General features: G+C 68.0%; 32 protein-coding genes and 1 pseudogene. 24 read left to right on the top strand and 9 right to left on the bottom strand.

Annotation, left to right across the window (positions count from 1 at the left end):
* Window positions 1–305: 305 nt before the first annotated feature.
* Window positions 306–611, bottom strand: coding sequence for a winged helix-turn-helix domain-containing protein (locus M1L36_RS05180; RefSeq protein ID WP_250872648.1), 306 nt, complete (start codon window positions 609–611; stop codon window positions 306–308).
* Window positions 612–981: 370 nt separating this feature from the next.
* On the opposite strand from M1L36_RS05180, the gene M1L36_RS05175 reads away from it, so the two are divergent.
* From M1L36_RS05175 to M1L36_RS05115, 14 genes are read left to right on the top strand one after another with little or no spacing between them, the layout of a single operon-like run.
* Window positions 982–1356, top strand: coding sequence for a PadR family transcriptional regulator (locus M1L36_RS05175; protein ID WP_250872647.1), 375 nt, complete (start codon window positions 982–984; stop codon window positions 1354–1356).
* A complete protein-coding gene (locus M1L36_RS05170; RefSeq protein ID WP_250872646.1) occupies window positions 1356–1661 on the top strand; it encodes a hypothetical protein in 306 nt (101 codons plus the stop codon). Before M1L36_RS05175 ends, M1L36_RS05170 begins: the two co-directional genes overlap by 1 nt.
* Entirely contained in the window at window positions 1658–1849 is a 192-nt protein-coding gene (locus M1L36_RS05165) for a hypothetical protein (RefSeq protein ID WP_250872645.1), read from the top strand. Before M1L36_RS05170 ends, M1L36_RS05165 begins: the two co-directional genes overlap by 4 nt.
* Entirely contained in the window at window positions 1846–2172 is a 327-nt protein-coding gene (locus M1L36_RS05160; protein ID WP_250872644.1) for a hypothetical protein, read from the top strand. The genes M1L36_RS05165 and M1L36_RS05160 overlap by 4 nt, the downstream gene beginning before the upstream one ends.
* Window positions 2172–2357 carry a hypothetical protein gene (locus M1L36_RS05155; protein ID WP_250872643.1) on the top strand — a complete coding sequence of 62 codons (186 nt, stop codon included), beginning with the start codon at window positions 2172–2174 and terminating at the stop codon, window positions 2355–2357. Before M1L36_RS05160 ends, M1L36_RS05155 begins: the two co-directional genes overlap by 1 nt.
* Window positions 2347–2490: a hypothetical protein gene (locus M1L36_RS05150; protein WP_250872642.1), complete on the top strand. Its 144-nt coding sequence runs from the start codon at window positions 2347–2349 to the stop codon at window positions 2488–2490. The genes M1L36_RS05155 and M1L36_RS05150 overlap by 11 nt, the downstream gene beginning before the upstream one ends.
* The gene (locus M1L36_RS05145; protein ID WP_250872641.1) at window positions 2487–2636 is read left to right on the top strand and encodes a hypothetical protein; all 150 of its coding nucleotides are present in this window, start codon (window positions 2487–2489) and stop codon (window positions 2634–2636) included. Before M1L36_RS05150 ends, M1L36_RS05145 begins: the two co-directional genes overlap by 4 nt.
* Entirely contained in the window at window positions 2633–2797 is a 165-nt protein-coding gene (locus M1L36_RS05140; RefSeq protein WP_250872640.1) for a hypothetical protein, read from the top strand. The genes M1L36_RS05145 and M1L36_RS05140 overlap by 4 nt, the downstream gene beginning before the upstream one ends.
* Window positions 2790–2921 carry a hypothetical protein gene (locus M1L36_RS21295; RefSeq protein ID WP_305794323.1) on the top strand — a complete coding sequence of 44 codons (132 nt, stop codon included), beginning with the start codon at window positions 2790–2792 and terminating at the stop codon, window positions 2919–2921. The genes M1L36_RS05140 and M1L36_RS21295 overlap by 8 nt, the downstream gene beginning before the upstream one ends.
* On the top strand, window positions 2914–3183 hold the full coding sequence (locus tag M1L36_RS05135; RefSeq protein ID WP_250872639.1) for a hypothetical protein: 270 nt from the start codon (window positions 2914–2916) through the stop codon (window positions 3181–3183). Before M1L36_RS21295 ends, M1L36_RS05135 begins: the two co-directional genes overlap by 8 nt.
* The gene (locus tag M1L36_RS05130) at window positions 3180–3479 is read left to right on the top strand and encodes a helix-turn-helix domain-containing protein (RefSeq protein WP_250872638.1); all 300 of its coding nucleotides are present in this window, start codon (window positions 3180–3182) and stop codon (window positions 3477–3479) included. The genes M1L36_RS05135 and M1L36_RS05130 overlap by 4 nt, the downstream gene beginning before the upstream one ends.
* The gene (locus tag M1L36_RS05125) at window positions 3476–3835 is read left to right on the top strand and encodes a hypothetical protein (RefSeq protein WP_250872637.1); all 360 of its coding nucleotides are present in this window, start codon (window positions 3476–3478) and stop codon (window positions 3833–3835) included. Before M1L36_RS05130 ends, M1L36_RS05125 begins: the two co-directional genes overlap by 4 nt.
* Entirely contained in the window at window positions 3828–4253 is a 426-nt protein-coding gene (locus M1L36_RS05120) for a hypothetical protein (protein WP_250872636.1), read from the top strand. Before M1L36_RS05125 ends, M1L36_RS05120 begins: the two co-directional genes overlap by 8 nt.
* A complete protein-coding gene (locus M1L36_RS05115; protein WP_250872635.1) occupies window positions 4250–4528 on the top strand; it encodes a hypothetical protein in 279 nt (92 codons plus the stop codon). Before M1L36_RS05120 ends, M1L36_RS05115 begins: the two co-directional genes overlap by 4 nt.
* A gap of 58 nt (window positions 4529–4586) precedes the next feature.
* On the opposite strand, the gene M1L36_RS05110 is transcribed toward M1L36_RS05115, so the two are convergent.
* Complete coding sequence (locus M1L36_RS05110) at window positions 4587–4841, bottom strand: hypothetical protein (RefSeq protein WP_250872634.1); 255 nt, start codon at window positions 4839–4841, stop codon at window positions 4587–4589.
* 48 nt (window positions 4842–4889) lie between these two features.
* Here M1L36_RS05110 and M1L36_RS05105 point away from each other — a divergent pair, with 48 nt between their 5' ends.
* The 3 genes and pseudogenes from M1L36_RS05105 (at window position 4890) to M1L36_RS05095 (ending at window position 7174) form a co-directional block, all read left to right on the top strand.
* Window positions 4890–5054 (top strand): hypothetical protein, encoded by a 165-nt coding sequence (locus tag M1L36_RS05105; protein ID WP_250872633.1) that lies wholly within the window; start codon window positions 4890–4892, stop codon window positions 5052–5054.
* 172 nt (window positions 5055–5226) lie between these two features.
* Window positions 5227–5601: pseudogene (locus tag M1L36_RS05100) on the top strand (DUF5805 domain-containing protein); the annotation flags it as partial.
* Between the two features lie 553 nt (window positions 5602–6154).
* Window positions 6155–7174: a tyrosine-type recombinase/integrase gene (locus M1L36_RS05095; protein ID WP_250872632.1), complete on the top strand. Its 1020-nt coding sequence runs from the start codon at window positions 6155–6157 to the stop codon at window positions 7172–7174.
* 211 nt (window positions 7175–7385) lie between these two features.
* On the opposite strand, the gene M1L36_RS05090 is transcribed toward M1L36_RS05095, so the two are convergent.
* Window positions 7386–8165, bottom strand: a complete 780-nt coding sequence (locus M1L36_RS05090; RefSeq protein WP_250872631.1) for a hypothetical protein — start codon at window positions 8163–8165, stop codon at window positions 7386–7388.
* A gap of 128 nt (window positions 8166–8293) precedes the next feature.
* Here M1L36_RS05090 and M1L36_RS05085 point away from each other — a divergent pair, with 128 nt between their 5' ends.
* From M1L36_RS05085 to M1L36_RS21290, 4 genes are all read left to right on the top strand, one after another.
* Window positions 8294–8743, top strand: a complete 450-nt coding sequence (locus M1L36_RS05085) for a hypothetical protein (protein ID WP_250872630.1) — start codon at window positions 8294–8296, stop codon at window positions 8741–8743.
* A gap of 75 nt (window positions 8744–8818) precedes the next feature.
* Window positions 8819–8965 carry a DUF7557 family protein gene (locus tag M1L36_RS05080; protein ID WP_250872629.1) on the top strand — a complete coding sequence of 49 codons (147 nt, stop codon included), beginning with the start codon at window positions 8819–8821 and terminating at the stop codon, window positions 8963–8965.
* A gap of 80 nt (window positions 8966–9045) precedes the next feature.
* Window positions 9046–9912 (top strand): 3-hydroxyacyl-CoA dehydrogenase family protein, encoded by an 867-nt coding sequence (locus M1L36_RS05075; protein ID WP_250872628.1) that lies wholly within the window; start codon window positions 9046–9048, stop codon window positions 9910–9912.
* Between the two features lie 111 nt (window positions 9913–10023).
* Window positions 10024–10158 carry a DUF7503 family protein gene (locus M1L36_RS21290; protein ID WP_305794322.1) on the top strand — a complete coding sequence of 45 codons (135 nt, stop codon included), beginning with the start codon at window positions 10024–10026 and terminating at the stop codon, window positions 10156–10158.
* Window positions 10159–10289: 131 nt separating this feature from the next.
* Here M1L36_RS21290 and M1L36_RS05070 read toward each other — a convergent pair whose 3' ends face one another.
* Window positions 10290–12560, bottom strand: a complete 2271-nt coding sequence (locus M1L36_RS05070; protein WP_250872627.1) for a hypothetical protein — start codon at window positions 12558–12560, stop codon at window positions 10290–10292.
* Window positions 12561–12860: 300 nt separating this feature from the next.
* Between M1L36_RS05070 and M1L36_RS05065 the strand changes: the two genes are divergently transcribed.
* Both M1L36_RS05065 and M1L36_RS05060 read left to right on the top strand, forming a co-directional pair.
* Window positions 12861–13610, top strand: a complete 750-nt coding sequence (locus tag M1L36_RS05065) for a DUF7504 family protein (protein ID WP_250872626.1) — start codon at window positions 12861–12863, stop codon at window positions 13608–13610.
* Window positions 13607–15769 (top strand): hypothetical protein, encoded by a 2163-nt coding sequence (locus M1L36_RS05060; RefSeq protein ID WP_250872625.1) that lies wholly within the window; start codon window positions 13607–13609, stop codon window positions 15767–15769. The genes M1L36_RS05065 and M1L36_RS05060 overlap by 4 nt, the downstream gene beginning before the upstream one ends.
* A gap of 44 nt (window positions 15770–15813) precedes the next feature.
* On the opposite strand, the gene M1L36_RS21285 is transcribed toward M1L36_RS05060, so the two are convergent.
* From M1L36_RS21285 to M1L36_RS05045, 4 genes are all read right to left on the bottom strand, one after another.
* Window positions 15814–15948 carry a DUF7503 family protein gene (locus M1L36_RS21285; protein WP_305794321.1) on the bottom strand — a complete coding sequence of 45 codons (135 nt, stop codon included), beginning with the start codon at window positions 15946–15948 and terminating at the stop codon, window positions 15814–15816.
* Between the two features lie 270 nt (window positions 15949–16218).
* Window positions 16219–17091 carry a phosphoribosyltransferase HisG-related protein gene (locus M1L36_RS05055; RefSeq protein ID WP_250872624.1) on the bottom strand — a complete coding sequence of 291 codons (873 nt, stop codon included), beginning with the start codon at window positions 17089–17091 and terminating at the stop codon, window positions 16219–16221.
* An 80-nt stretch (window positions 17092–17171) separates the two neighbouring features.
* Window positions 17172–18932: a coiled-coil domain-containing protein gene (locus M1L36_RS05050; RefSeq protein ID WP_250872623.1), complete on the bottom strand. Its 1761-nt coding sequence runs from the start codon at window positions 18930–18932 to the stop codon at window positions 17172–17174.
* A gap of 79 nt (window positions 18933–19011) precedes the next feature.
* Window positions 19012–19848: an MBL fold metallo-hydrolase gene (locus M1L36_RS05045; protein WP_250872622.1), complete on the bottom strand. Its 837-nt coding sequence runs from the start codon at window positions 19846–19848 to the stop codon at window positions 19012–19014.
* Window positions 19849–19977: 129 nt separating this feature from the next.
* Here M1L36_RS05045 and M1L36_RS05040 point away from each other — a divergent pair, with 129 nt between their 5' ends.
* A complete protein-coding gene (locus M1L36_RS05040; protein ID WP_250872621.1) occupies window positions 19978–20373 on the top strand; it encodes a hypothetical protein in 396 nt (131 codons plus the stop codon).
* A 4-nt stretch (window positions 20374–20377) separates the two neighbouring features.
* On the opposite strand, the gene M1L36_RS05035 is transcribed toward M1L36_RS05040, so the two are convergent.
* On the bottom strand, window positions 20378–20782 hold the full coding sequence (locus tag M1L36_RS05035; protein ID WP_250872620.1) for a YlbF/YmcA family competence regulator: 405 nt from the start codon (window positions 20780–20782) through the stop codon (window positions 20378–20380).
* Window positions 20783–20786 lie beyond the last annotated feature (4 nt).

Here is a 20786-nt window from a genome sequence, read left to right as displayed (position 1 = left end):
AATACGCCGGGGAGACAATCTCGGTGGCGGTGGTCGAACATGACCGCTAGAGAAGGACGCGCTCTGTTACCCCACGATTCAAATCCATTCGAACGCGTGGGGTAACTCTCAGCCCTATCGGAAAGTATCGGAACATCTGGCGAACTTCTGGCGAACCGCTCTCGCGCGCATCAGTCGCCAGTAGCGACGCTCTCTCGCGATAGCGCCACGAGTATCGGAACTTTCGGAAACGACCCCCCAGCGCCTATTATGCACTCGCCAGACTGTCAGGATGCAGGATGGATGACTCAACGAACCATAGCCGGTCACCCGCCACCGAGCTTGCGCCGTATCATCAGCTCGAACTCGTCGTTGGTGTCGTGGCTGTACTCGTCGATGTGGTCGAAGGCCAGCCTGCCGAGCGGCGTGATGCGATAGACGCCACGACCGATGTTCTCGACCAGCCCGTAATCTTCGAGGTGCACTAACCGTGTGTTCACATGCTTCGCGTCCCGCGCGATCTCGTCGGCCACATTCGACGGGAGGTTCTGCCCCTCACCATCGCGTAACTCCCGCAATATCTCTTCGTCCGTTGGGAGAGACAGGCGCATTGAGTCGTCCGTGGTGGCCATCACACATCTTACTAACGGTGTGGTCGTACTTACCACCTTTGTCCACTACGTCACAGGAACCACGTATGTCGGACACACCATCGGTAGGATTAAGTGGTAGCGCTACACATACACGTCCGAAGTCGTAAGGCTCGCTGACATACACGCCTCTGCAAAAGAGGCCCGGAAGGGGCCATGTCCTCGGCGTACCAGCGCCGGGGAGCGACTTCATCACCCGAGAAGGGCAATGTTCGCTCGGGAGGCTAGAGGCGCTTGCCCCTGATAACGGCTCTGCATCGTTGCACGGAAACGATGTGTTAACCGTTAATAATGAATGGGGGACCGACGCGTCGCTCCCGAGCGAGCATTGTCTTCGGGAAACCGCAAGACAATGAGCAATTCACGCTCCACGGGGATAAACACCCCCGATACGACGGCCGACACGAATCGTAACGACACCGACCTGACGGCGTTCCAGCGCGAGTGCCTGCGCGTCATCGCCGTCCTCGACGCCGAGGCTGGCGACTGCTACGGGCTGGCCATCAAACGGGCGTTAGAGGGCCGCTACGGCCACGAAATCAACCACGGACGCTTGTATCCGAACCTCGACGACCTGCAAGAAGCGGGTCTCGTCGAGAAGAGCGCGCTCGATAAGCGCACCAACGAGTACCTGCTGACCGCGCGCGGCCGCGGGCTGCTCGCCGACGCGTTCGATTCGTTCCACGACGATCTCGTCGCCGCGGGCATCCTCGGAGGTGGCGAGTGATGAGTCTCGCCGGCCGGGACGACGCCGACGACGAGCTGCCCGAGAACTACGCGCCCCAGCACGACCTGCACACCGACCCGCTGTTCGAACTCCAGCGGGCGGCACTGACGACGCTCGGTCCCAGCGGCAACCACTGGGAACCCGAGCAGCGCTGGGCCAACTGGGCGTGGCACGCCCTGGGCACGACGCCCGGGCTGTTGTTCCTCGACGTCGAGGCCGACACCAGCCACGAGGACGTCATCAGCGGCGTCCCACCACGGGCCATCTGGTGTGCGGATGAGGACACCGTGGAGGTCCGCCGATGAGCCAAACGCCGTTTTTCAAGATGTTCGTCTACGTGACAGCCTGCTATGCCGTGTATCTGGCATTCGAGGTCGTCCAGTTCTGGATGGCCGGTCAGTTGTTGTTCGCGGCGGTCTGGGCGGTGTTCGTCGTTGGACTGGCGAGCACAATCGGTCGTGCGTTCAAAACGCGCCAGGAGGTCCGCCGATGAGCGCCGACAACGACCACGCGCCCGGGGGGATACCATCGACACTCGCGCGCGACGTCGGGACGGCCATCGGCGACGTCGAGATTCAGACCGGCGCGGTCTGTCTCTGTGAGGAGTGTCTGTTCGTCGTCGACCTCGGTCGTGACTGGCGGACCCTGAGCGACGACGACCGCGAGCACCTCCACGATCTCGCGGCCACCCACGCCGACGGGCAGGGCCACCGCGTCGCCACGCTCGGGCTGTCGCTGATGGACCCCGAGACGGCCGTGGTGTTCCTGGGCGATGACCGCCCGCGACTGCTCCACGACGCGACGGAGGGGCAGTGATGCCGGGGCCGAAGTGCAAGTCATGTTCCAAGCCGCTCGGCAACTCCGCGGACGGCCGGTGTCACGACTGTGGTGGGAAGACCTACCGCGGCGGCAAGCCGTTCAACACTGGCGCGGGTTGGAAAGCAGAAATCGGTCTGCTCGGGAAACTGCGGTCGATTCTGGGTGGTGACGATGACGAGTAAGTCCGAACTGGTCGACGAACTCGGCCGTATCGCCAAGGGCCACGTCGTCGAGACTGGTGACGTCGAAGAGACGCTGGCCGCGCTGGACGAAGTCCGCGAGCGCGTTCGGTCTGTCGCGGGGGAGTCGCCATGAGTGGGTTGTGGATGGCGACTTTCATCGCCGCTATGTACTTGCTGGTGGCTCTCGCCTATTTGCTGTTCCTCGCCACTGCGGTGTTCGTGGTGGTGGTTGTGCTCCAGATGCTTGGCGTGCTCCCACTCTGGGTGATGTTGCCATGACCGCCGCGTTCGCGCGGTTCACCATCGCCTGGGTCATCGGGCTGGCCATCCTCGCCGTGCTGACCGGCGACGAGACCGCCGGGGAAGCGACCATCTGGGCGACACTGCTCGCCGCGCTGGCGTGCGTGCGCGCGCTCCGAGGAGGTGAGACCCGTGCCTGAGCGTCAACTGCGGACCTGCCCGTACTGCGGCGAGGAGTCCCTGCAGCTCCCCGCTCACATCCGCTCACAGTGTGAGCACCTGCCGGCGACCAACTCTCGCGGCGAGGTGGTTCGCGATGAGTGAGTGCCCCACCTGCGAGCGTGACGACTTCGTCTCGGAGACGGGGATGAAGCGCCACCACACGATGGCCCACGGCGAGAGTCTCGTCGACGACAGCCCGGCGTGTGACTGTGGGGCGACGCCCTCGAAGGACGCGAGTGGCCGGTATCGCGAACAGTGCGACGACTGCATCCACGCGGCGTCAGCGGCCACCGAGACGACACCCGACGAACGCGCGGCGTTCGAGCGCCGACTGGCCGCCCGCTTCGAGGAGGGCGAGCAATGAGCCACCCGACCGGCACGCACGTCGACGAACATCTCACCGCAATCGAACGCCATATCCGTGCGATTCGAGGCGAACCACTCGACGTCACACCGTGGGACTACCGCCTCCCCAGCCCCGAAGAGTTGCGAGCGATGCGGAAGCGGTGTGGACTGACTCAGACAGAACTCGCCGAGCGAATCGACAGCGACCAGTCGTACGTCTCGGCAGTCGAGAACGGGAAGTACCCCCCCGGTAGAGGCCACCTGACCAAACTACTCAGACTCTACCGCCTGGAGTGGCCGGAGGGCGACGAATGAGCGCGAAGACGCCCACTCTGTCGGACCACATCACCAAGCCCGGCCACGTCGGCGGGCGGTGGGACCAGCGGACGGCTCCCGACGCGCCGAGTCCCGAGCAGGCGTTCGCCGACAGCCGCTCGGTCGGCCTGCTCCGACATCATCCGTGGTTCGACCAGGGCGGCTACCCGCCGGTCGACGTCCGCGTCACCGACCTCGGCCGGTCGGTTATCGTGTTCATCTGTCTTCGGTACTACGTCCCCGAAGGCACCCGCGACAAGGCCGTCACGTGCTACGACGCGCGTGTCATCGACGACACTGCCCTTCGCTGGGCGTGCATCGCCATCGCCCGCGCCGGGGGTGAGACCGATGCGTGACGGCATCCACATCCACCGCGACGAAGCGACGCTCCGGTATCTCTACTGGGAGCGCGAATGCACCCTCGCCGAGACCGCCGCCCACTGCGGCACCGACAGCGAGGTCGTCCGGCGCGCGATGGAACGGCTCGGCATCGACCGCCGACCGGGGTGTGGCCCACACGGCCCGATCTCGGTCGCCGAGTGCGAGGAGATGCGCCGCCTGCGCGAGCAGGGGATGCGAAACGCCGCCATCGCGAGGACGCTGCGGCGCAATCGCAGCCGCGTCGCCGTCCACGTCAACGGGCGGTGTCACCACCGCGAGGAAGCGCCGACGTGCCCGCTGTGTGGTGACGACGTGGGCGTGCAACTCGCCCACCACCTCCCCGACTGTGACCACGCTGGCGGGCCGGCCGAGTGGCCGGAGGTGGAGGGATGAGCGACTACCGTGCCGCGCTGCACTGCAAAGCTCGCCATCGTGCCCGCGAGGTGTTCTGGGGCGTTCACGACCGCGACGCCTACCGCTGCCCGTCGTGTGGTGGCCGTGGTCCGTTCGAGGTCCACCACCGCAACGGCGACTGGCTGGACAACCGCCGACAGAACCTTATCGGCGTCTGTCACGCCTGCCATCGGCGGGCGCACCGAGAGCGAAACACCGACGCCCGACTGGCTGAGTGGAAATCCGAACTCGCCGGTCTACAGGAGGGAGCGTAGCTGTGCTCGATACACACGACATACGGTTTATGGCAACAGTTGCCGGTATTCTCCGGCGTCAGACGTCGTCGGCTTCGCGGGCGATGAGGTCGCGGACGGCCTGTCGGACGAACCGCTGGGAGCGCTCGCCGTACGCGACGCCGAACGGGGCGTCGTCGAGTTCTTCGTCTGCGGCCATGCCGAGGCGGACCCACTCGGCGAGGACCTGTGACCGACTGACGCGGTCGCCCGGTTCGCTGCGTGCGTGGGCGATCTCGTCGGCGCGGTCGACGATGGACTGCTCGATATACAACCCGGTTTCCGTTTTGGACATGACCACCTACAGACTTCAGACTCACAAAATAGCAGGGGGTATCGACCGATGACTGACGACCGCGACCACGACGTCCACGGGATGGTCGCCGACATCCCCGAGGAGTACGACTCCGCCGAGGAGTTCGTCGGGGCAGCCATCCGCCTCTACCGGTGGCTCGACGACCCGGAGGCTACTCTTCGGCGGGCGAGGGCCGGGGGTGAGGGCGAATGAACGGGTCTGCAGACTTTAGCCGTGCCACGAGGACAGACCTGCAGACTTCAGCCGCGAATCGCCACACGGCGAGGGGGCGAGGTCCCCAGCGTGTCGTCCCACGAGCGAAGCTAAGGTGCATTATCCACGCCCGTGGGACAACAACTAAGTTCGTACCCTCACAGCGCACTGTATGACCGACGACGAGCGGACCGTCGTGAAGACGTACGTTCCGCGCTCGCAGAAAGAGGCGTGGGTGGAACACGCCGACGCACTGGACATGAGTCAGAGCGAGTTCCTCCGAACGATGGTGCAGGCCGGCAGACGAGGGTTCGACCCCGTCGACGAGGAGGCCGGTTCTCCGGACGCGACCCCTGGGGGTCAAGCCCTCGAAGAACGGGTCCTCTCGACGCTCTCGGCGGCCGGGGTCCTCGACTGGGGAGAGTTGGTCGACCGACTCGCCGGCGACATCGAACGGGACGTCGACGACGCGCTGGAAGCGCTCCAGGACGCGCGGGCGGTTCGCTACAGCGGCCGCCACGGCGGCTACGTCGTCACCGGCGACGACTCGCGAGCGGAGTCGACCGACCGAGCCGACGGCGACGTCACGAGGGAGTCGAGTGACGGCCGCGGGAGTCGCGAACCGCCCCGCTCCGAGGGCAGACGGGAATCCAGACGACCGGCCCCGTCGTCGGACCGCGAGCGCCCGGCGAGTCGCCGGGACCGGTCCAGCTCCGAGCGTCGCTCGGACCCCGAACGGTCGCCCCCCGAGTACGGCGAGCGCGGAGGAACGGACGGCCGTCGCCGCGACGCACCTACTCGGCCTCCGGAACGCGCCCGCGGGTACGACGAACCCCCTCGACGAGCCGAGGGGTCGAGTCGGGGAGACCGCGGGCCGGACCGCCGACCGGCACGCGAGCCTGAGCGTGAGCGTCCGACCGACCGTCAGCCCCCGCGCGACCGCCAGCCACGCCGGGCCGACGAGGACCGCCCGCCGATAGACTCGCTCCGCGAGGCGCGCGAGTCCCTCGACCGAGACGGCGACCGCACGGACCGCGAGCGAGCGACCGAGGACGACCGGGACGGCGACCGACGGTCCGTGAACGACGAGCGACGATACGATGAGTACTGAGCCGGTCGAGGACCCGGTCGCGTACTTCCTGGAGGACCTGGAGTACCACGGCCGGTCGGGCCGGACCCGCACCGCGTACGAACGTGTGCTCCGGCGGTTCGAGCGGTTCGTCGCCGAACGCGAGGCGACTCCCGGGACGGCGACCCAGCGCCACTGTCTCGCGTTCGTCCACGACCTGCGCGGGGAGTACGCGCCGAGTACGGTCGCCACCTACGCGACCTACGTCCACCGGTTCTACGACTACATGCTCCAGACCGAGACGCTCGACGGCAACCCGATGGCCCTCGTGATGGCCGAGATGGACGAGTCCATCGACACCGACCCCGACCGTCGGGAGGTGAGCGTCGAGGGGATGCGAGCGTTCGTCGGGAGTGTCTCTCATCCGCTGGAACGGGCGCTCGTCGTCACGCTGCTCAAGACGGGGATGCGTGTCGGCGAACTCGTCAACCTCGACCTCCGCGATCTGGCGCTCGACGGCGACGTCCGGGCCGGCTACGACGTTTCCCCCCGGCCACAGCTCGACACGCGGCCGAACTCCCTGTACGTCGACAGCGAGGTCGCACGCGACGACTCGGTCAACGGCGAGGTCAGAACCGCCTCGAACAAGCGCAAACGCGCGACGGTGGTCCCCGTCGACGGTGAGTTACGCCGCGAACTGACCCGCTGGCTGGCGATTCGTCCCGATGCTCGCTCCCCCGCCGACCCCCTGTTCCTCGACACCGGTGACGAGTGGGGCCGGCGACTCACGACCGGGCAGGTCCGGACGGTCGTCCGCCGCCACGCCGAGGCACGCGGCTGGCACCGCGAGGGCGGTGGCGCGAGCGAGAACGTCACGCCACACTACTTCCGGCACTTCTTCACCACCCATCTCCGGGACCGGACCGGCGACCGGGGCGTCGTCAAGTACCTCCGTGGGGACGTCGCCACCGACATCATCGACACCTACACCCACAACTGGGGCGACAGGGTCCGCGAGGTCTACGAGCGGAACGTCTACTCGCTTTTGTAAGTTCGTCCGTCGATTCGGCTGCTCTCTAGAATTCTGTCGTCTTTGGGAGTCACAAATTCCGTCTGCACTACGACTTGTAAACCGTATATCGCTGCATCAAATGAGCGTCATCTCGGATGTTCGAGAGCGAACACCGAGGGCGGGTTTCGGGTGCGTGACGAGCGCTGGCGGTCGTCATCGGGATTGGTGACTCGACGGCTCGACGGCCGCGTCAGACCGAGAGCAACACGGCGGTGTAGCCGAGCGCTCCGAGGAGGAACGCGCCGAAGCTACTGGAGGCCGGGTCGGGGAGTTCCTCTTTCATCACGTTGAACAGGACACCCCCGCCGAGGAAGGCGAACAGCAGTGCGAGCGGTCCCGCCGGGATGCGAGCCAGACTGCCGAGGACCGCCCCGACGAGGATGGCCGCCGCGAGAACCCACCGGCCCACGTCGTCGTAGACGGCTCCGTGGTGACGACGCAATCCGGCGTCGGTGACCAGCACGTGCAGGCCCATCGCGACGGTGTACGTCCCGACCGAGGCGAGCCCTGGGAACTCCTGGTGGTAGACGAGGATGCCGATGAGTGCGTTGTAGAGCGCGAACGAGGTGACGTGCATCCAGAACACGAGGGAGGTGCGGTCGGTGTCGCCCGTGGTGGTTCGAGCGGCGAGCGCGTGGACGAGGTAGAACAGGAGGAAGCCGAGGAGGACGACGACGTACGCCTCGACCTCGCGGCCGAACACCCCGACCGGACCGGCGGTCGTCTCGACGACACTGCGGACCGCTCTGTCGACCTCCGGGAGGAGGTGGACCAGCACGTACGCGAGTGATGCGCCTCCCGCGGCGGAGAGGACGTCGGGTCGGTACTCGCCGTCGGTCCAGAGCCGACCGGCGAACAGGTGGACGACTGCGAGTGCGACGGCGAACAGCCCTACACCGACCGGAGGCGTCACCGACCGCTGGAGTAGCGACCCGACGACCGCACCGAGGGGGAACGATAGCGGACCCATGTGCGTGTCGGTGCCGCCGCAGAGGCTATCACGGTTTCGCCGAGTGGCGTCGATCGAGGGACCGACGTGGCGAGCGCGCGCACTCCCGCTCGCGACAGGGCTATCTCTCCGGGCCGCCCACCGCCACCATGGCCGAGCGAGTGCGACACCCCCGACTGTTTTCGGCGTTCCGGGCCGCACTGTACCTCTTCGCCGTCGCTCTCGGCGCGCTGCTCGCGCTGGTCGGCGTCGGTGCGCTCCTCGCAATCCTCGTCGTCGGCGCGGTCGGCGTGGCGACGACCGGCGAGGTGAACCTGCTCGCGGTCGGTGGCCTCTCGGTGCTCGTCGTCGCCGTCGTCGCGCTCGCACTCGCGGGACTCCGCCTCGGCGTCCGCCACGTCGAGACGCGGGTCGCCGACGCCGACCGACTACCCGACCCGCTCGACGAACTCACGACCCAGTACGTCGAGGACGCCATCGACGAACGCGAACTCGAACGACGACTCGACGGCGTTCTCGACTCCGCCGACGGCTCGACGGTCCGCCGTCCGAGCCACTCGGACGAGCCCCGGCGACTCGAAGAGGAGCGCTCGACCTGACGGGCCGAGCGGGGGCGTTCACGACATCCGTGGTATCCGCGAGTTGATGCGTCCCCACACCGTACGATGGTAGCAATGACCACGACCGTCGAACTCCCGGACGACCTCGTCGCGCGACTGGACACCCACCTCGAAGACGACGAGACCTACCCGGAACTCATCGAGGAGTTGGTCAACATCTACGAGAGCACGCGGTTCGTCCAGGAGGGGTACTCCGAGTGAGGTGTCGGCGGACGCCGAGTAGTTCGCCTCCGACGACGCGGTCTCACACCGTTTTTACCCCCGCCGGACACACGCGAGGTATGCAGACAGCCGTCCTCGGTGCGGGGAGTATGGGCCACGGCATCGCGCAGGTGCTGGCGATGGCCGGACACGACGTGACGATGCGCGACGTCGACGACGAGCGCGTGCAGGCGGGCCTGGACAGCGTCGAGGCGAACCTCTCGAAGGGCGTCGATCTCGGGAAAGTGAGCGAGGCCGACCGGGAGGCGACGCTCGACCGTCTCGCGGGCGCGACGGACCTCGATGCGGCGGTCCGGGACGCCGACCTGGTCGTCGAAGCCGTCCCCGAGGAGATGGACCTCAAGCGGTCGGTGTTCGCCGAGGTGGACGACGCCGCGCCCGCCGACTGCGTGTTCGCGACCAACACCTCCTCGCTGTCGGTGACGGAGCTCGCCAGCAGCGTCTCCCACCCCGAACGGTTCGTCGGAGCGCACTTCTTCAACCCGCCGCACCTGATGGACCTGGTCGAGGTGATCCGGGCCGAGCAGACCGACGACGACACGGAGGCGTTCGTCGTCGACCTGCTGGAGGAAGCGGGCAAGACCTGCGTCGTCGTCGAGGACTTCCCCGGGTTCGCCACCTCGCGACTCGGCGTCGCCATCGGTGCGGAGGCCATCCGTATGGTCGAGCAGGGCGTCGCCGAACCGGCCGCCATCGACCGGGCGATGGTCGAGGGGTACAACTTCCCGGTCGGGCCACTGGAACTCACCGACCGAGTCGGTCTCGACGTGCGCCTCCACATCCTCCAGTACCTCCGCGAGGAACTGGGCGAACGGTTCCACCCACCGGCGCTGCTCAAGCGGAAGGTCCGCGCGGGCAAACTCGGCGTCAAGTCCGGAGAGGGGTTCTACCGCTGGGAAGACGGCGAACGCGTCGACCGCGACTGAGCGAGCGGTCCTCGGGGGTCCTCTCACCGGGTCGAACTGTGCGTCGAATCGGACTGACTCGCTACACGGTACACTTATTTTATCCCTGCTAACCTTGTATGAAAGAATGAAATGCGAGAAATTAACCCCGCAGCCACCCTCGGAGACCACCCCCAGCTCGTCGGCGTCCTGTTCGCACTCGTGCTCGCGCTCTCTCGTGTCAGTGCCGCCGCCGCCAACGCCGGCAGCGCCGTCTCGGGGCCGTAGTCGACGGTCGAAGACCCCCGCGTCCTCACGAACGCCTCGGCGGGCAGTGACGGACACAGAACACCCTCCACTCTCCACTGTCTTCCGACGTCCCCTCCTCTCTCCAGCGGTCGACCGTTCGAGCGGAGGCGTCAGATGTCGTCGACCGAGAGGTCGTCGCTCCAGTGGACGCCCTGCTCTCCCCTGAGCGACACGGGGAGCCGTTCGAGCGCGAACAGTTCCTCCACCTGCGACCGGGTCGCCGGGAGCGACACCATCGGCCCGCTGCCGAGGTAGCGCCGGTCGTCGTCGTCGTGGACCGTGGGTGCGTAGATGCTCCCGATGTTGACCGCGGTGGTCGGGTAGGCGTGGACGGTCGTCTCGAACCGCTCACCTGTCCGGTCGACGGCGACCCGGACCGGACAGCCGCTTCGACACTGTGCCACCGTCAGGTTGTGGTCACCGACGACGAGGTACTGACCGCCCATCGCCGTCTCGCTGCCGAGGACGTCGAGCGCACCGCCGAGGGAGAAGCCGGCGTTGAGCAGTCGCGCCAGCGTCCGGCCGAGACCGGTCGCCGCCACGTTCTCGACGTTCTCGACGGTCGCCAGCCCGCCGATAGCTCCGGCGTCGACGAGGTGGTGGGCCTGGACGTACGACCGACAGGCGTTGAGCATGAACGCCCGGACGTTCACCCCGTCGAGCGAGGCGGCGTCGAGGTAGCCGTCGGCGCACTGCATCCCGCGTTCGTCGACGTGCCCGATGTAGTGGAGGAAGTCGAGGTCCGTCGCGAGGAGCGCGGCGAGTTCGGCCCGCGTCGTCTCCTCGTAGCTGTCGACGTCGAACGCGACCAGGTCGCGCAGGCCGTAGAGGTTCGACACGTCGAGTTCGTCGAGCATCGCCGGGTCGTTCGCGACGACCGCCACCTGGATGTCGCCGCTGGCCGTCGCGTCGAGGCGGCGGTGGCTCGCGTCGAGGACGGGTTTGGTCGCCCCGACCGGGTAGCCGTCGCCGACCCAGACGTGTTCGATGCTGTCGGTCGCACGCGGGACGACCACGCGCTCCTCGCCGAGCGTGGTCGGCGGGGTGGCCGTATCGCCCGTCCGGTCGACTCCCCCCGGCGCGTCGGTGGTGACTCCGCCGTCGGAGCGACAGGCGTCGGCTGGCGTGGCCGGGCCGTCGGTGCTCCGAGGCGGCGAGCCGCCACCCCGGACGAACGCGTCGATGGCGGGACGTTCCGGGGACGGTTCGGGACGTGGCGTCCCCGACAGACACCGGACGACGCCGAGGTCGTCGACGACGAACGGGAGGTGGTTGAGGCTGTCGTAGCGTGGGACGACGTCGGCGGTGAGCTTCCAGCGTGGGACGGCCGCGGCGACCACCGAGAACGGCACGTCGAGGTACGCCATCGTTCGCTCGGCGAGCGAGGCGTCGTACAGCGCGGCGAAGTCGAGCGGGTAGCCCGCCTCGGCCAACCGGCGCTCGACCCGCCGGCGCTCGTCGAGGTCGAACGGGTAGAGCCCCTCGGTCCGGGCGACACAGTCGAGGACGAACGTCTGTTGCAGGGTCCGGGCGACCCGTTCCTCGAACGGCCGAGTCTCGGTGGTGTCACCGTCCGCCGGTGCGGTCACGGGAGACGTCGCGTCGACGGTGCCCGGTGGCGGGCCGTCGAGGGAGTAGGTCCACTCGTGTGCGTCCGCGCGCAGGCGAGGCGTCGACCCGAGTTCGACGCGGGCGTCGAGGAAGAACGCCAGCGAGGCGACGGGGTAGAGGTAGCTCAGGTCCGGCGGGACCTCGACGACCAGCGACGGGGGCGCGCGCCCGACCGTCAGTGACTCGGGCACGTGGAGTTCCTCGCCGCGTTCGACGAGCGGGGGGTGGCCGCGCAGCGTGGGCCAGGTCCGTTCCGGGGAGGTCGTCTTCAGCGCCGACCCGAACTGCGAGAGGGCGGCCGCGACGCCGGCGGGCGTCTCGGGTGCGGTGACGGTCGCCGCTGGCTGTTCGTGTCGCGAGCGCACCCCCACGCGGAACCGGGTCGCCTCGGTCGCGGTGACCGTCCGACCGTCCGCGTCGGTGTCGGTGACGAACGCACCTTCCACGTGGAGGTAGGTCTTGACCGCCGTCGAGGTGCACTCGATGGTCCAGACGCCGGGACCGACGCTCCGCCGCTCGCGGGGGGAGATCTCGTGGCTGACCTGACCAGTGCCGTCGCGGACGATGAGCAGGGGGTACTTCGGGAGTCGGACCGTCCTCGTCTCGAGGACGACGGCGCGGTCGACCGGGAGGCAGAACGGGGCCGTCGAGCAGCGCCGCGGCTCGACCGCCGTGGGTGTCTGGAGCCGTGTCGTCACGCCCATGATGTCGTCGGCGACGACGACGCCCGTCGGCGACGACGTGGGCGCGACGCTCAGCGAGTCGGCCATCCGTCGGGGACGAGACGGCCGGTGGCCACGGGGTGACGATGCTGGGTCGCGACTGGAGACCTCCCGGTCGACATTACTTTTATTCGTACGTCGTTACTGTAAATATAGCTTCGTACTATCTCTCAGACGGTACTGTCTCCTCGACGATATGGACGGCCGCCCTTCCTGGGTGTCTCTCGCCGTCTACCGCAGTATCGGGCGTCGGTGTGGTCGAGGACGAGGTGGACTGTCCGATACGATAGACAATGTTTCGTATCTCTCCAAACCATTATTTACACTGTCGTAGTATCGAAATATGTAATGGCCGAGTTCGCCGACTCCCCCGACCCCGAAACGGTTCGCCGTCGCTCGGTGGCGACGACCGACGACACCTCCGTCGTGACGGACGACTCCCGGTTCGGCGAGGCGCTCCGTGACCTCAAGCGGCGGGGCTGTTCGCTGCTCGTCACCGGCGAGGTTCCGTTCGAGACGCGCGCCGCCATGTCCCGCCGCCTGTTCGGGACGCCCGACGAACGCCGCTATCGCCTGCTGGGTGTGACCAACACCGTCGGCCTCCCGGTCGACCGCTACCTCCCCTCCGGCGTCGCCCCGGCGGGCGACGACGTGACCGTCGTCGACTTCGCCGACGAGTTGCGGGGTGCGACCGCCTCGGAGTCCCCGACGTCGGCCACCCCTCGCCCGACGGTCCGGACGGACGACGTCGACCGACTGGCGACGCTCCGGACCTCGATGACGTCGGCCATCGACCGCATCGGCGACCGCGTCGGCCCGTTCGTCGCCGGGGAACTCCGCGTCGGTGTCGCCTCGCTCCGTGGCCCGTTCGAGGACGGAGGTGACCACGCACGGGCGACCATCGAGCATCTCGTCGAGGACGTGGTTGGCCACCGGGGGATGGTCCACTGTCACCTGCTCGGCGGGACGGCCGCCGTCGCCGACCTGACCGACGCGTTCGACGTTCGTATCGAACTCAGAGACCGCGGGACGGGCGTCCCCGAACACCGCTGGGTCGTCCCCGACCGGTCGGTGCAGACGCAGTGGGTCGCACTGTGACGCGACCGCTCACCGTCGAGGCGCGGTCGGACACCCCTGGCGTCTCGCTGGTCGACGACATCCAGGGCGTGACCGTTCGCTTCGAGACGCCGACACGGGTGACGCCGACGCCCGAACCGACCGGCGACGTCGACGTCCCGCTCGACGCGCTGGTCCGCCTCGACACGACGGCACTCCGAGTCCCGAAACTCGTCAGCGCCATCGTGCGCGACGAGACGGGGACGGTCGTCGCCGAGGCACGCAACGGCCGGTCGGCGTGGCTCCCCGAGGGGTCGTACGTCGTCGAACTGGAGAGCCTCGACGTGAAGACGTACCTGTTCGCCGACGGAGCGCTCGACCTCCGGACGGACGGGAGCGGGCGTGTCGTCTCGGTCTCGGGGGACGACTCGCTCCGCCTCGGGGTGCGCTCGCTCCACGAGTTCCCCGCCGCGACGATGACGACCACCGACGACCCCGGCGACGTGATGGCAGTCGTCTCGCAGTTCGGGTCGGCGCTGAAGACACTCTCGCCCGAACGCTCGTGGCCCACGCTACGCGGCCACCCACCGCTCGTCGAACGCGGCGAGGAACTCCACGTTCCGGCGGAACTCCGCGACGACGGCGAGCGGCAGGTGACCATCCGTGTCCCCGAACGTCTCGACGCCGTCTACCCGGTCGCGCCGCTAGCGTTCTACCTGAACGCGCGCGTCGAACCCGGAGAGACTCCCGAGTTGCTCGCCGACGGCGAGCGGTTCGCGCTCGACGACCCGGACCTCGAGACAGGGGTCGAACGGACGCTCCGCCACCTGTTCTTCCTCGACTGCCTCACCCGCACCGAGGGGCTCTACCCCATCGCGTTGGCCGAGCGAGAGGCCGCCGAACGGACGGGTCTCGACCTCGACTTCGCGGCACTGTACGACTCGCCCCTCGGCGAGCGGACGCGACGCTACCTGGAGGTGCCGTTCGACACGCTCGCCGACCACCAGCCGCGCTGGAAGACCACCGCCGACGTCCGGCCCGTCTCCTCGTCGGTCGAACAGCTTCCGTTCCTCGTCAACGACCTCTGTACCATCCGGTGTCCGGGGCCGCGGCGCGACCCGGTGACGTCACCGACCGCCACGACCGTCCGGGAGTTCGCCCGGGGCGACCCCACCGAACGAGTCGGCCGCTGTATCATGAGTGACGGCGGGACCGCCCGGTCCAGGGCGACCGACGCGCCGGGGGGGCCGGAGGGGCCCGCAGGGGCCGACCGCATCGTCGGCCTCCCCAAGACCGGGAGCATCGAACACGTCTGGGTCGGCGACGGCTACCGGATGGGCGCAGCGAAACCGACGGTCGCGGCCCGAAAACGACGGCTCGCAGCCGCTTCGAGCGGCCCCATCGACGTCGCCATCGTCGTCAACGACGCCGAGATGCGCGCCGAGAGCGACGTCCAGGACCTCTACGGCCTGCGCGAACTCGTCGAGTTCGAGGTGTCGGTGTACGACGACCTCACCCGCGCGGACCTCCGGGCGCTGCTGGCCGACGAGCGCGACTTCGTCCACTTCGTCGGGCACGTCGACGAACGCGGGATGCAGTGCGCCGACGGCTACCTCGACGCCGCATCACTGGAACACGTCGGCACCCGCGCGTTCGTCCTCAACGCGTGTCAGTCGTACCGACAGGGCCAGCACCTCGTCGACGCCGGGGCCATCGCGGGCGTCGTCACGTTCGTCATGATCGGCAACGACTCGGCGACGCGCATCGGGCGGACGTTGGCGCGACTGCTCAACGCCGGCTTCTCCCTCGGCGGTGCGCTCGACGTCCTCGGCGACGCCGACCTGTTCGCGAAACACTACGGCATCGTCGGCGACCAGAACCTCACGCTCGCGACGTGTCGCGCCGCGACCCCGGTCAGCGCGGAACTGACGGCGCTCGGCGACGACCGCTATCGACTCGGTCTGTACGGCCACCCGACGGGCCGGATGGGTCCGGGGTCGGTGTACTCGCCGAACGTCCCCGACGACGGGCGTCGATACCTCAACGCGGGCCACGTCGGGGATTTCACGGTCGACGACGAGGAGTTGCGAGCGTTCCTCGACCTCGACCGGTTTCCGGTGTTCCTCGACGGTGCGCTCCGCTGGAGCGACCTGCTGTCTGCCGAGGAGATCGGTCGGGAGGACGAATCGAGGCTGGGGTGAACGAACGGTCGAGAAGGGGGGTGTCGGGCGGGCGGACGCGTCGGTCAGGGACCGCCGAGGGTCGACCCGGTGGCGGCGGCCGCCGCCCCCACCTGTGAGAGGGCGAGCAACGCCGCGAACAGGACGCCGGTCAGTTTCGGGTGCTTCGACACGCGGTCCGCGATTGTGGTCCGAGACATCACGTCTCAGAGCACTCCGCATATATAATTGAACCTATCTTAATAAATTCTAGACTAGACTGTCTAAAAAAACCACCATTTCGTATAGAACAATAACCAGTCGGGAGAGTACGACGGGACCGACGGTTCGGCGTGCGGGACGGACCGGTGTGACCGGGAGGGAGAGCAAGAGCCGTCGAGCGGACCGATTCGAGCCGAATGAGTGGTGACGGTGACCGGAACAGACCGACGTGAGCGACTCGTCGGAGAGGCGGGGGCCTTAGCCCCTCGTCACTGGACGGGCAGTGCCGTCTCTACCGGGTCGAGCACGCGTTTGAGACGGTCGTCGACCGGACCCGACTCGTGGCGGTTCTCCAGCAACACGGTCTCGGAGGGGAACAGCCGCTCGCCGAGGACGAGTCCGTGGTCGCGGGCGGTCGACCCGCTGACGGTGACGTAGACGCCGAGTCCCGCGTCGGCGATGGCCGCCTCCTCCTCGACGGCCTCGCCGGGGTAGGTGAACGTGACACCGTCGAGCGCGTCGGTCCCGACGACGGCCTCGACGAGTCGCTCGTAGCGCGGCGAGATACAGACCGGGCCGGTGTAGTCGGCCACGAACTCGCGGTCGAGGCTACCGTCGGCGACAGACGGGGCGGCGAGCAGTGTGTGGTACACCGTGTCGCCGAGACCGCTCACGACCCGGACGTCAGTGTCCAGCGGGTCGATACGGTCGTTGACGTCGGCGATGTCGCGGAGCGGGTCGGGTTCGAGGCCGACGACCTCCTCCAACACGAGGTCGGCGCTGTCGAACCCCAGCGCGAACTCGTGTTTCCGGAGCGCGCGAAACGGTTCCTCGCGGCCGACGAGGTGGACCTCGTGGTCGCCGAGGTCCCACGTCATCGAGTCGAAGACGATTCGCCGGGGGAAGCCGGCCCGACTGTCGCGGTACAGCGTGTACTCGGCGTTGCCCGTGCTGTACTCGGCGAGGCGGTCGTACACCGACTGCTCGACCGACTGACTGCCCTTCGTGACGGCCTTCTCGTAGCGGAGCGTCGAGACCACCTCGTCGGCGAGGTCGGTCGCTCCCGTGTGGGTCGCCAGCCGGTCGAGGACGGCTTCGAGCGGACGACCCTTCCGCGGGACGGCGACGCTGATGGCTGCCATTACCAGTTGGAGTCGCTCCGTCGGTAAAACGCGTCCGATTACCGTTGTGTCACCTGTTCACGACCGGCAGGCCAGCCCGTTCACTCTTCGGGCGCGTTGCCGCCGAACACGCCGGCCATCCGCTCTTGGAACGCGTGGAAGTCCTCGAGTTCGTCTTCGGCGTCGTCCATACGCTCGTCGAGCGCGTCGAGCCGTTCCAGCGTCGCCTCCAGGTCGTCAACCCGTCCGTTCAGGTCGTCGAGGTCGTCGAGCGAGGCTTCGAGGTCCTCCAGACGGTCGGCGACGTCGCCCGCCTCCTCCAGGGTCGTGTCGACGGTCTCGACCCGCTCTTCGGTCGCTTCGAGACGCTCGACGGCCTCGCCGAGGCCGTCGATGGTCGTCTCCAGTCGGTCGGCGACCGCGTCGACGTCCTCGGTGCTCGCGGCCTCCCCGCGGAACGTGTCGAGGTGGTCGCGGAGCGTCACGAGGTCCGAGCGCACCCCCTCGACGCTGGTCTCGACGTCGACCAGGCCGTCTTCGAGGTCGGTCGTCGAGTCGTCGAGTGCCGCGAGGTCGGCGGCCGCCTCGTCGGTCCGCTCGTAGAGGTCGTCGACCTCCTCGCGGACTGCATCGAGTTCCCGTTCGACCGTCTCCGCGTGGTCGTCGACGGCGTCGACACGGTCGGTGACGGCGTCGAATCGCTCGTCGGTCTCGTCGGCGTGGTCTGCCAACTCGTCGACGTCGGCGTCGAACGCCGCCACCTGTTCGGCCACCTCCCCGACACGCGCGTCGACTTCCGTGACCTCCTCGCCGACGGTGTCGACCTGCTCTTCGACGCCCTCGACCTGGTGCTCGACGTCGGCGACCGTCTCGTCGGTCGAGCCGAGGCGGTCGTCCAGCGACTCGACGTCGGTCTCCGTCGCTTCGACTCGACCGGTCGTCTCGTCGAGGCGGCCATCGAGCGACTCGGTCCGCCCGGCGACGGTCTCGACGCGCGACTCGATGGAGCCGAGTTCGCCACGCAGGTCCCGGAGGAGGGTCTGGGCGTCGCCGTTCTCGTCGAGGAACGCCTCCAGCGCGTTGACGTACGCGCGGAGTTTGGTCACGTCCTCGCGGATGGTCGCCAGCTGTGCCTGGTCGCTCCCGGAGGGGCCGTCCGCACCGAGCGCGGCACGGAGCGCGTTCTCGACGCGAGGCTCGACGGTCCCCTCGTGGAGTTCGCGTGCAAGCGCGGCGGCGACGCCGCTCGCTGCCGGCGCACCGTCGGCCGGTTCGGGTTCTGCGGGTGGTGCGGTCGACGTAGCGGCCGGTTCGCCGCCCGGCGACGAAGCGTCGTCCTCCTGGCCCTCGTTAGGGTCGCTGAGTTCGATCGGCTCGATATCCTCCTCGTCGTCCGCGTCGGCGATGTCGACGGCTTCGGCCTCCTCTTCGAGCCCCGGGACGGTGTCGGCGTCGCCGGCGATGACGTCTCGAACCACGTCGCCGCTGTTCGACCCGAGCACATCGGCCGCGCTGTCGTCGACCTCGACCGCCGGGTCGCTCAGGAACTCCTCGGCGGCGTCGAGGTCCTGGTCTCTAAGCGCGTAGACGGTCGTCACGGTCTCGCCCGCCGGGAGGTCCCGTTCGAACACGAGGTCGCCCTCCTCGACGGACCAGAACTCCTCACCGAACTCGGGGTGGAACCCCACGTCGTCGGCGGCGACGTCCTCGGGTAACTCGTCCACGATTCGCACCGTCACCCGTTCCTCGCGCTCGGACGCGACGACGAACGCGATGGCCGGAACGGGGTACTCCTCCGGTTCGAAGGTCTTCTCGACGGTGACGCCCTCGGTCGCGACGACACCCGCAGCAAGCTCACTCATTGTTCGACTGTACTGCTTTCCGATAATAAATGTGTTCGTGAACTGTATAGCCCCCGACGTGTCCGAGACGAGAGAACCGTCAGACGACGGTGCTGTCACCGATTTCGAGCAGTTCGAGTCGTCGCGGGTACTCGAAGCCCCTCACGTGGGGACCGAGCGCCGTCGGGTCGGCGGTGAGACCCTTCCACATGTCCCAGTGGGTCGGGAGGAACCGGTCGAGTCGCAGTTGCCGGGCCGCCTCGACGACGTCGTTCTCGTCGGCGTACCACTGGGTGTCCTTGGGGTCGCCGGTCTCCTTGTCCGGGATTCGGCCCGCGCTCCCGAACGCGAGCGCACCGAGGTCGATGTCGTAGCGCTCGCCGATATCCGCGAACTGCTCGCTCGGGCGGGCGTCCCCGCCGTGGAAGAACGTCCGACCCGCGTGTTCGACGACGTACGAGACGGGGTGTTCGGCGTCCGGGTCGTGGGCCGGTTCGACGTGGACGGTCACCTCCCCGACCTCGACGCTGTCGCCCTCCGAGACCTCGACGAACCGGTCGTCGTCGAGGTCGTACGCCTCGCGCCATCCCTGTGCCTCGACTTCGGCGAGCGAGGCGTCCGGCGCGAAGTACGGCGCGTCGGTGTTCGCGAGGATGGGGGCCTGACTCGGCCCGTCGACGTGGTCGGAGTGTTCGTGCGTGGCGAGGACGGCGTCGGCCTCCCGGACGTCCGCCGAGTCGAACGGCACCGGAACCATCCGGACCGTCCGCGGCGGGTCGCCCGTCCCGAGGTACGGGTCGACGAACAGCGTCGTCCCGTCGCTCGCCTTCACGACGAAGCCGTTACAGCCGAGATACCAGACCGCCAGTCCCTCGGGGGCGCTCCCCTCGACCGCTCGGAGGAGCCAGTCGCCCCAGTCTGAGTGGACGTCGTCCATATCCGTCGAACCCACGCCAGCCACGTAACTCCACCACCTTCGGCACACGGCGTCGACGGGGTCGTCTCGCTCGTCTCGCACACCGACGGCGACGTGGTGTTGATATCTCTCCCCCTCGTCCGGGACGGTATGTCGAGAGTACTGGGTGGTCTCGTGGGTGTCGCGATGGTGCTGTTCCCGGCGAAGCTCACGGTCCTGATGCAGGAACTCGCCATCGAGAACCCCGACTCGTTCACCGAGCGGCGGTGGCTCACGCCGTACGTCCGTGCGGAGGGTGTCCTCATCACGCTCGTCTGTCTGGTCGGCGGGAGGCCGTACGAAGCGTTCATGAAGTTCATCGGCAGCGTGGGTGCCGTCTTGCTCTGCTTCCCGCGGCAGTACGTCGAGTTCGGAAACAGAGTGGGGTACGACGGGTCGGACCCGTTCGAGTGGAAGAAGAACTACTTACCGGGATTGAGGGTACTCGGAGCGTTCCTCCTCGTCCTGGCGTTCCGAGCGCTGCGCCGACCCGACGGTACCGAGTGACGGTTCAGTCCTGACAGCAGCCGCCGGCCTTCTCGCCGAAGTCGACCGACAGCGGTGCGGAGATCATCTCGTTGAGCTCCTGGAGCTGGAGTTCGAGATCCGACTGCGTGCGGAGGTAGTCGCTCATGACGTCGATGTCGTGGAGCTCCTCCTGGGCGGCCTGTAGCTCGCGGAGGTCGTCGTTCGAGGCGTTGCCGGTCTGGCGCGCGAGCATGAACTCCTCGCGCTTCTGCTCGAAGGTCTTGATCTTCTCCTGGGCCTCCTCGCTGTCCTCGACGGCCTGCTTCGCCTCGGCGAACTCCCGGTAGGCGGGGAGTTCGGCGATGGCGTCGCCGAGGTCGCTCGCGAGTTCCGTGACGCGGGCGGCGGGGGGCAGGTCGTCGGACTCCGGCGTGGTCTCGATGCTCATACAC

The organism is Halomarina rubra, assembly GCF_023699475.1.
In the GTDB taxonomy this organism is placed as follows: Archaea; Halobacteriota; Halobacteria; order Halobacteriales; family Haloarculaceae; genus Halomarina; species Halomarina rubra.
This window is presented reverse-complemented; position numbering and strand designations above follow the sequence as displayed.

What these genes read in the sequence shown, in the direction of transcription:
- M1L36_RS05180 (WP_250872648.1), bottom strand. Translation starts at nt 611, where the DNA reads ATGGCCACCACGGACGACTCAATGCGCCTGTCTCTCCCAACGGACGAA.
- M1L36_RS05175 (WP_250872647.1), top strand. Translation starts at nt 982, where the DNA reads ATGAGCAATTCACGCTCCACGGGGATAAACACCCCCGATACGACGGCC.
- M1L36_RS05170 (WP_250872646.1), top strand. Translation starts at nt 1,356, where the DNA reads ATGAGTCTCGCCGGCCGGGACGACGCCGACGACGAGCTGCCCGAGAAC.
- M1L36_RS05165 (WP_250872645.1), top strand. Translation starts at nt 1,658, where the DNA reads ATGAGCCAAACGCCGTTTTTCAAGATGTTCGTCTACGTGACAGCCTGC.
- M1L36_RS05160 (WP_250872644.1), top strand. Translation starts at nt 1,846, where the DNA reads ATGAGCGCCGACAACGACCACGCGCCCGGGGGGATACCATCGACACTC.
- M1L36_RS05155 (WP_250872643.1), top strand. Translation starts at nt 2,172, where the DNA reads ATGCCGGGGCCGAAGTGCAAGTCATGTTCCAAGCCGCTCGGCAACTCC.
- M1L36_RS05150 (WP_250872642.1), top strand. Translation starts at nt 2,347, where the DNA reads ATGACGAGTAAGTCCGAACTGGTCGACGAACTCGGCCGTATCGCCAAG.
- M1L36_RS05145 (WP_250872641.1), top strand. Translation starts at nt 2,487, where the DNA reads ATGAGTGGGTTGTGGATGGCGACTTTCATCGCCGCTATGTACTTGCTG.
- M1L36_RS05140 (WP_250872640.1), top strand. Translation starts at nt 2,633, where the DNA reads ATGACCGCCGCGTTCGCGCGGTTCACCATCGCCTGGGTCATCGGGCTG.
- M1L36_RS05135 (WP_250872639.1), top strand. Translation starts at nt 2,914, where the DNA reads ATGAGTGAGTGCCCCACCTGCGAGCGTGACGACTTCGTCTCGGAGACG.
- M1L36_RS05130 (WP_250872638.1), top strand. Translation starts at nt 3,180, where the DNA reads ATGAGCCACCCGACCGGCACGCACGTCGACGAACATCTCACCGCAATC.
- M1L36_RS05125 (WP_250872637.1), top strand. Translation starts at nt 3,476, where the DNA reads ATGAGCGCGAAGACGCCCACTCTGTCGGACCACATCACCAAGCCCGGC.
- M1L36_RS05120 (WP_250872636.1), top strand. Translation starts at nt 3,828, where the DNA reads ATGCGTGACGGCATCCACATCCACCGCGACGAAGCGACGCTCCGGTAT.
- M1L36_RS05115 (WP_250872635.1), top strand. Translation starts at nt 4,250, where the DNA reads ATGAGCGACTACCGTGCCGCGCTGCACTGCAAAGCTCGCCATCGTGCC.
- M1L36_RS05110 (WP_250872634.1), bottom strand. Translation starts at nt 4,841, where the DNA reads ATGTCCAAAACGGAAACCGGGTTGTATATCGAGCAGTCCATCGTCGAC.
- M1L36_RS05105 (WP_250872633.1), top strand. Translation starts at nt 4,890, where the DNA reads ATGACTGACGACCGCGACCACGACGTCCACGGGATGGTCGCCGACATC.
- M1L36_RS05095 (WP_250872632.1), top strand. Translation starts at nt 6,155, where the DNA reads ATGAGTACTGAGCCGGTCGAGGACCCGGTCGCGTACTTCCTGGAGGAC.
- M1L36_RS05090 (WP_250872631.1), bottom strand. Translation starts at nt 8,165, where the DNA reads ATGGGTCCGCTATCGTTCCCCCTCGGTGCGGTCGTCGGGTCGCTACTC.
- M1L36_RS05085 (WP_250872630.1), top strand. Translation starts at nt 8,294, where the DNA reads ATGGCCGAGCGAGTGCGACACCCCCGACTGTTTTCGGCGTTCCGGGCC.
- M1L36_RS05080 (WP_250872629.1), top strand. Translation starts at nt 8,819, where the DNA reads ATGACCACGACCGTCGAACTCCCGGACGACCTCGTCGCGCGACTGGAC.
- M1L36_RS05075 (WP_250872628.1), top strand. Translation starts at nt 9,046, where the DNA reads ATGCAGACAGCCGTCCTCGGTGCGGGGAGTATGGGCCACGGCATCGCG.
- M1L36_RS21290 (WP_305794322.1), top strand. Translation starts at nt 10,024, where the DNA reads ATGCGAGAAATTAACCCCGCAGCCACCCTCGGAGACCACCCCCAGCTC.
- M1L36_RS05070 (WP_250872627.1), bottom strand. Translation starts at nt 12,560, where the DNA reads ATGGCCGACTCGCTGAGCGTCGCGCCCACGTCGTCGCCGACGGGCGTC.
- M1L36_RS05065 (WP_250872626.1), top strand. Translation starts at nt 12,861, where the DNA reads ATGGCCGAGTTCGCCGACTCCCCCGACCCCGAAACGGTTCGCCGTCGC.
- M1L36_RS21285 (WP_305794321.1), bottom strand. Translation starts at nt 15,948, where the DNA reads ATGTCTCGGACCACAATCGCGGACCGCGTGTCGAAGCACCCGAAACTG.
- M1L36_RS05055 (WP_250872624.1), bottom strand. Translation starts at nt 17,091, where the DNA reads ATGGCAGCCATCAGCGTCGCCGTCCCGCGGAAGGGTCGTCCGCTCGAA.
- M1L36_RS05050 (WP_250872623.1), bottom strand. Translation starts at nt 18,932, where the DNA reads ATGAGTGAGCTTGCTGCGGGTGTCGTCGCGACCGAGGGCGTCACCGTC.
- M1L36_RS05045 (WP_250872622.1), bottom strand. Translation starts at nt 19,848, where the DNA reads ATGGACGACGTCCACTCAGACTGGGGCGACTGGCTCCTCCGAGCGGTC.
- M1L36_RS05040 (WP_250872621.1), top strand. Translation starts at nt 19,978, where the DNA reads ATGTCGAGAGTACTGGGTGGTCTCGTGGGTGTCGCGATGGTGCTGTTC.
- M1L36_RS05035 (WP_250872620.1), bottom strand. Translation starts at nt 20,782, where the DNA reads ATGAGCATCGAGACCACGCCGGAGTCCGACGACCTGCCCCCCGCCGCC.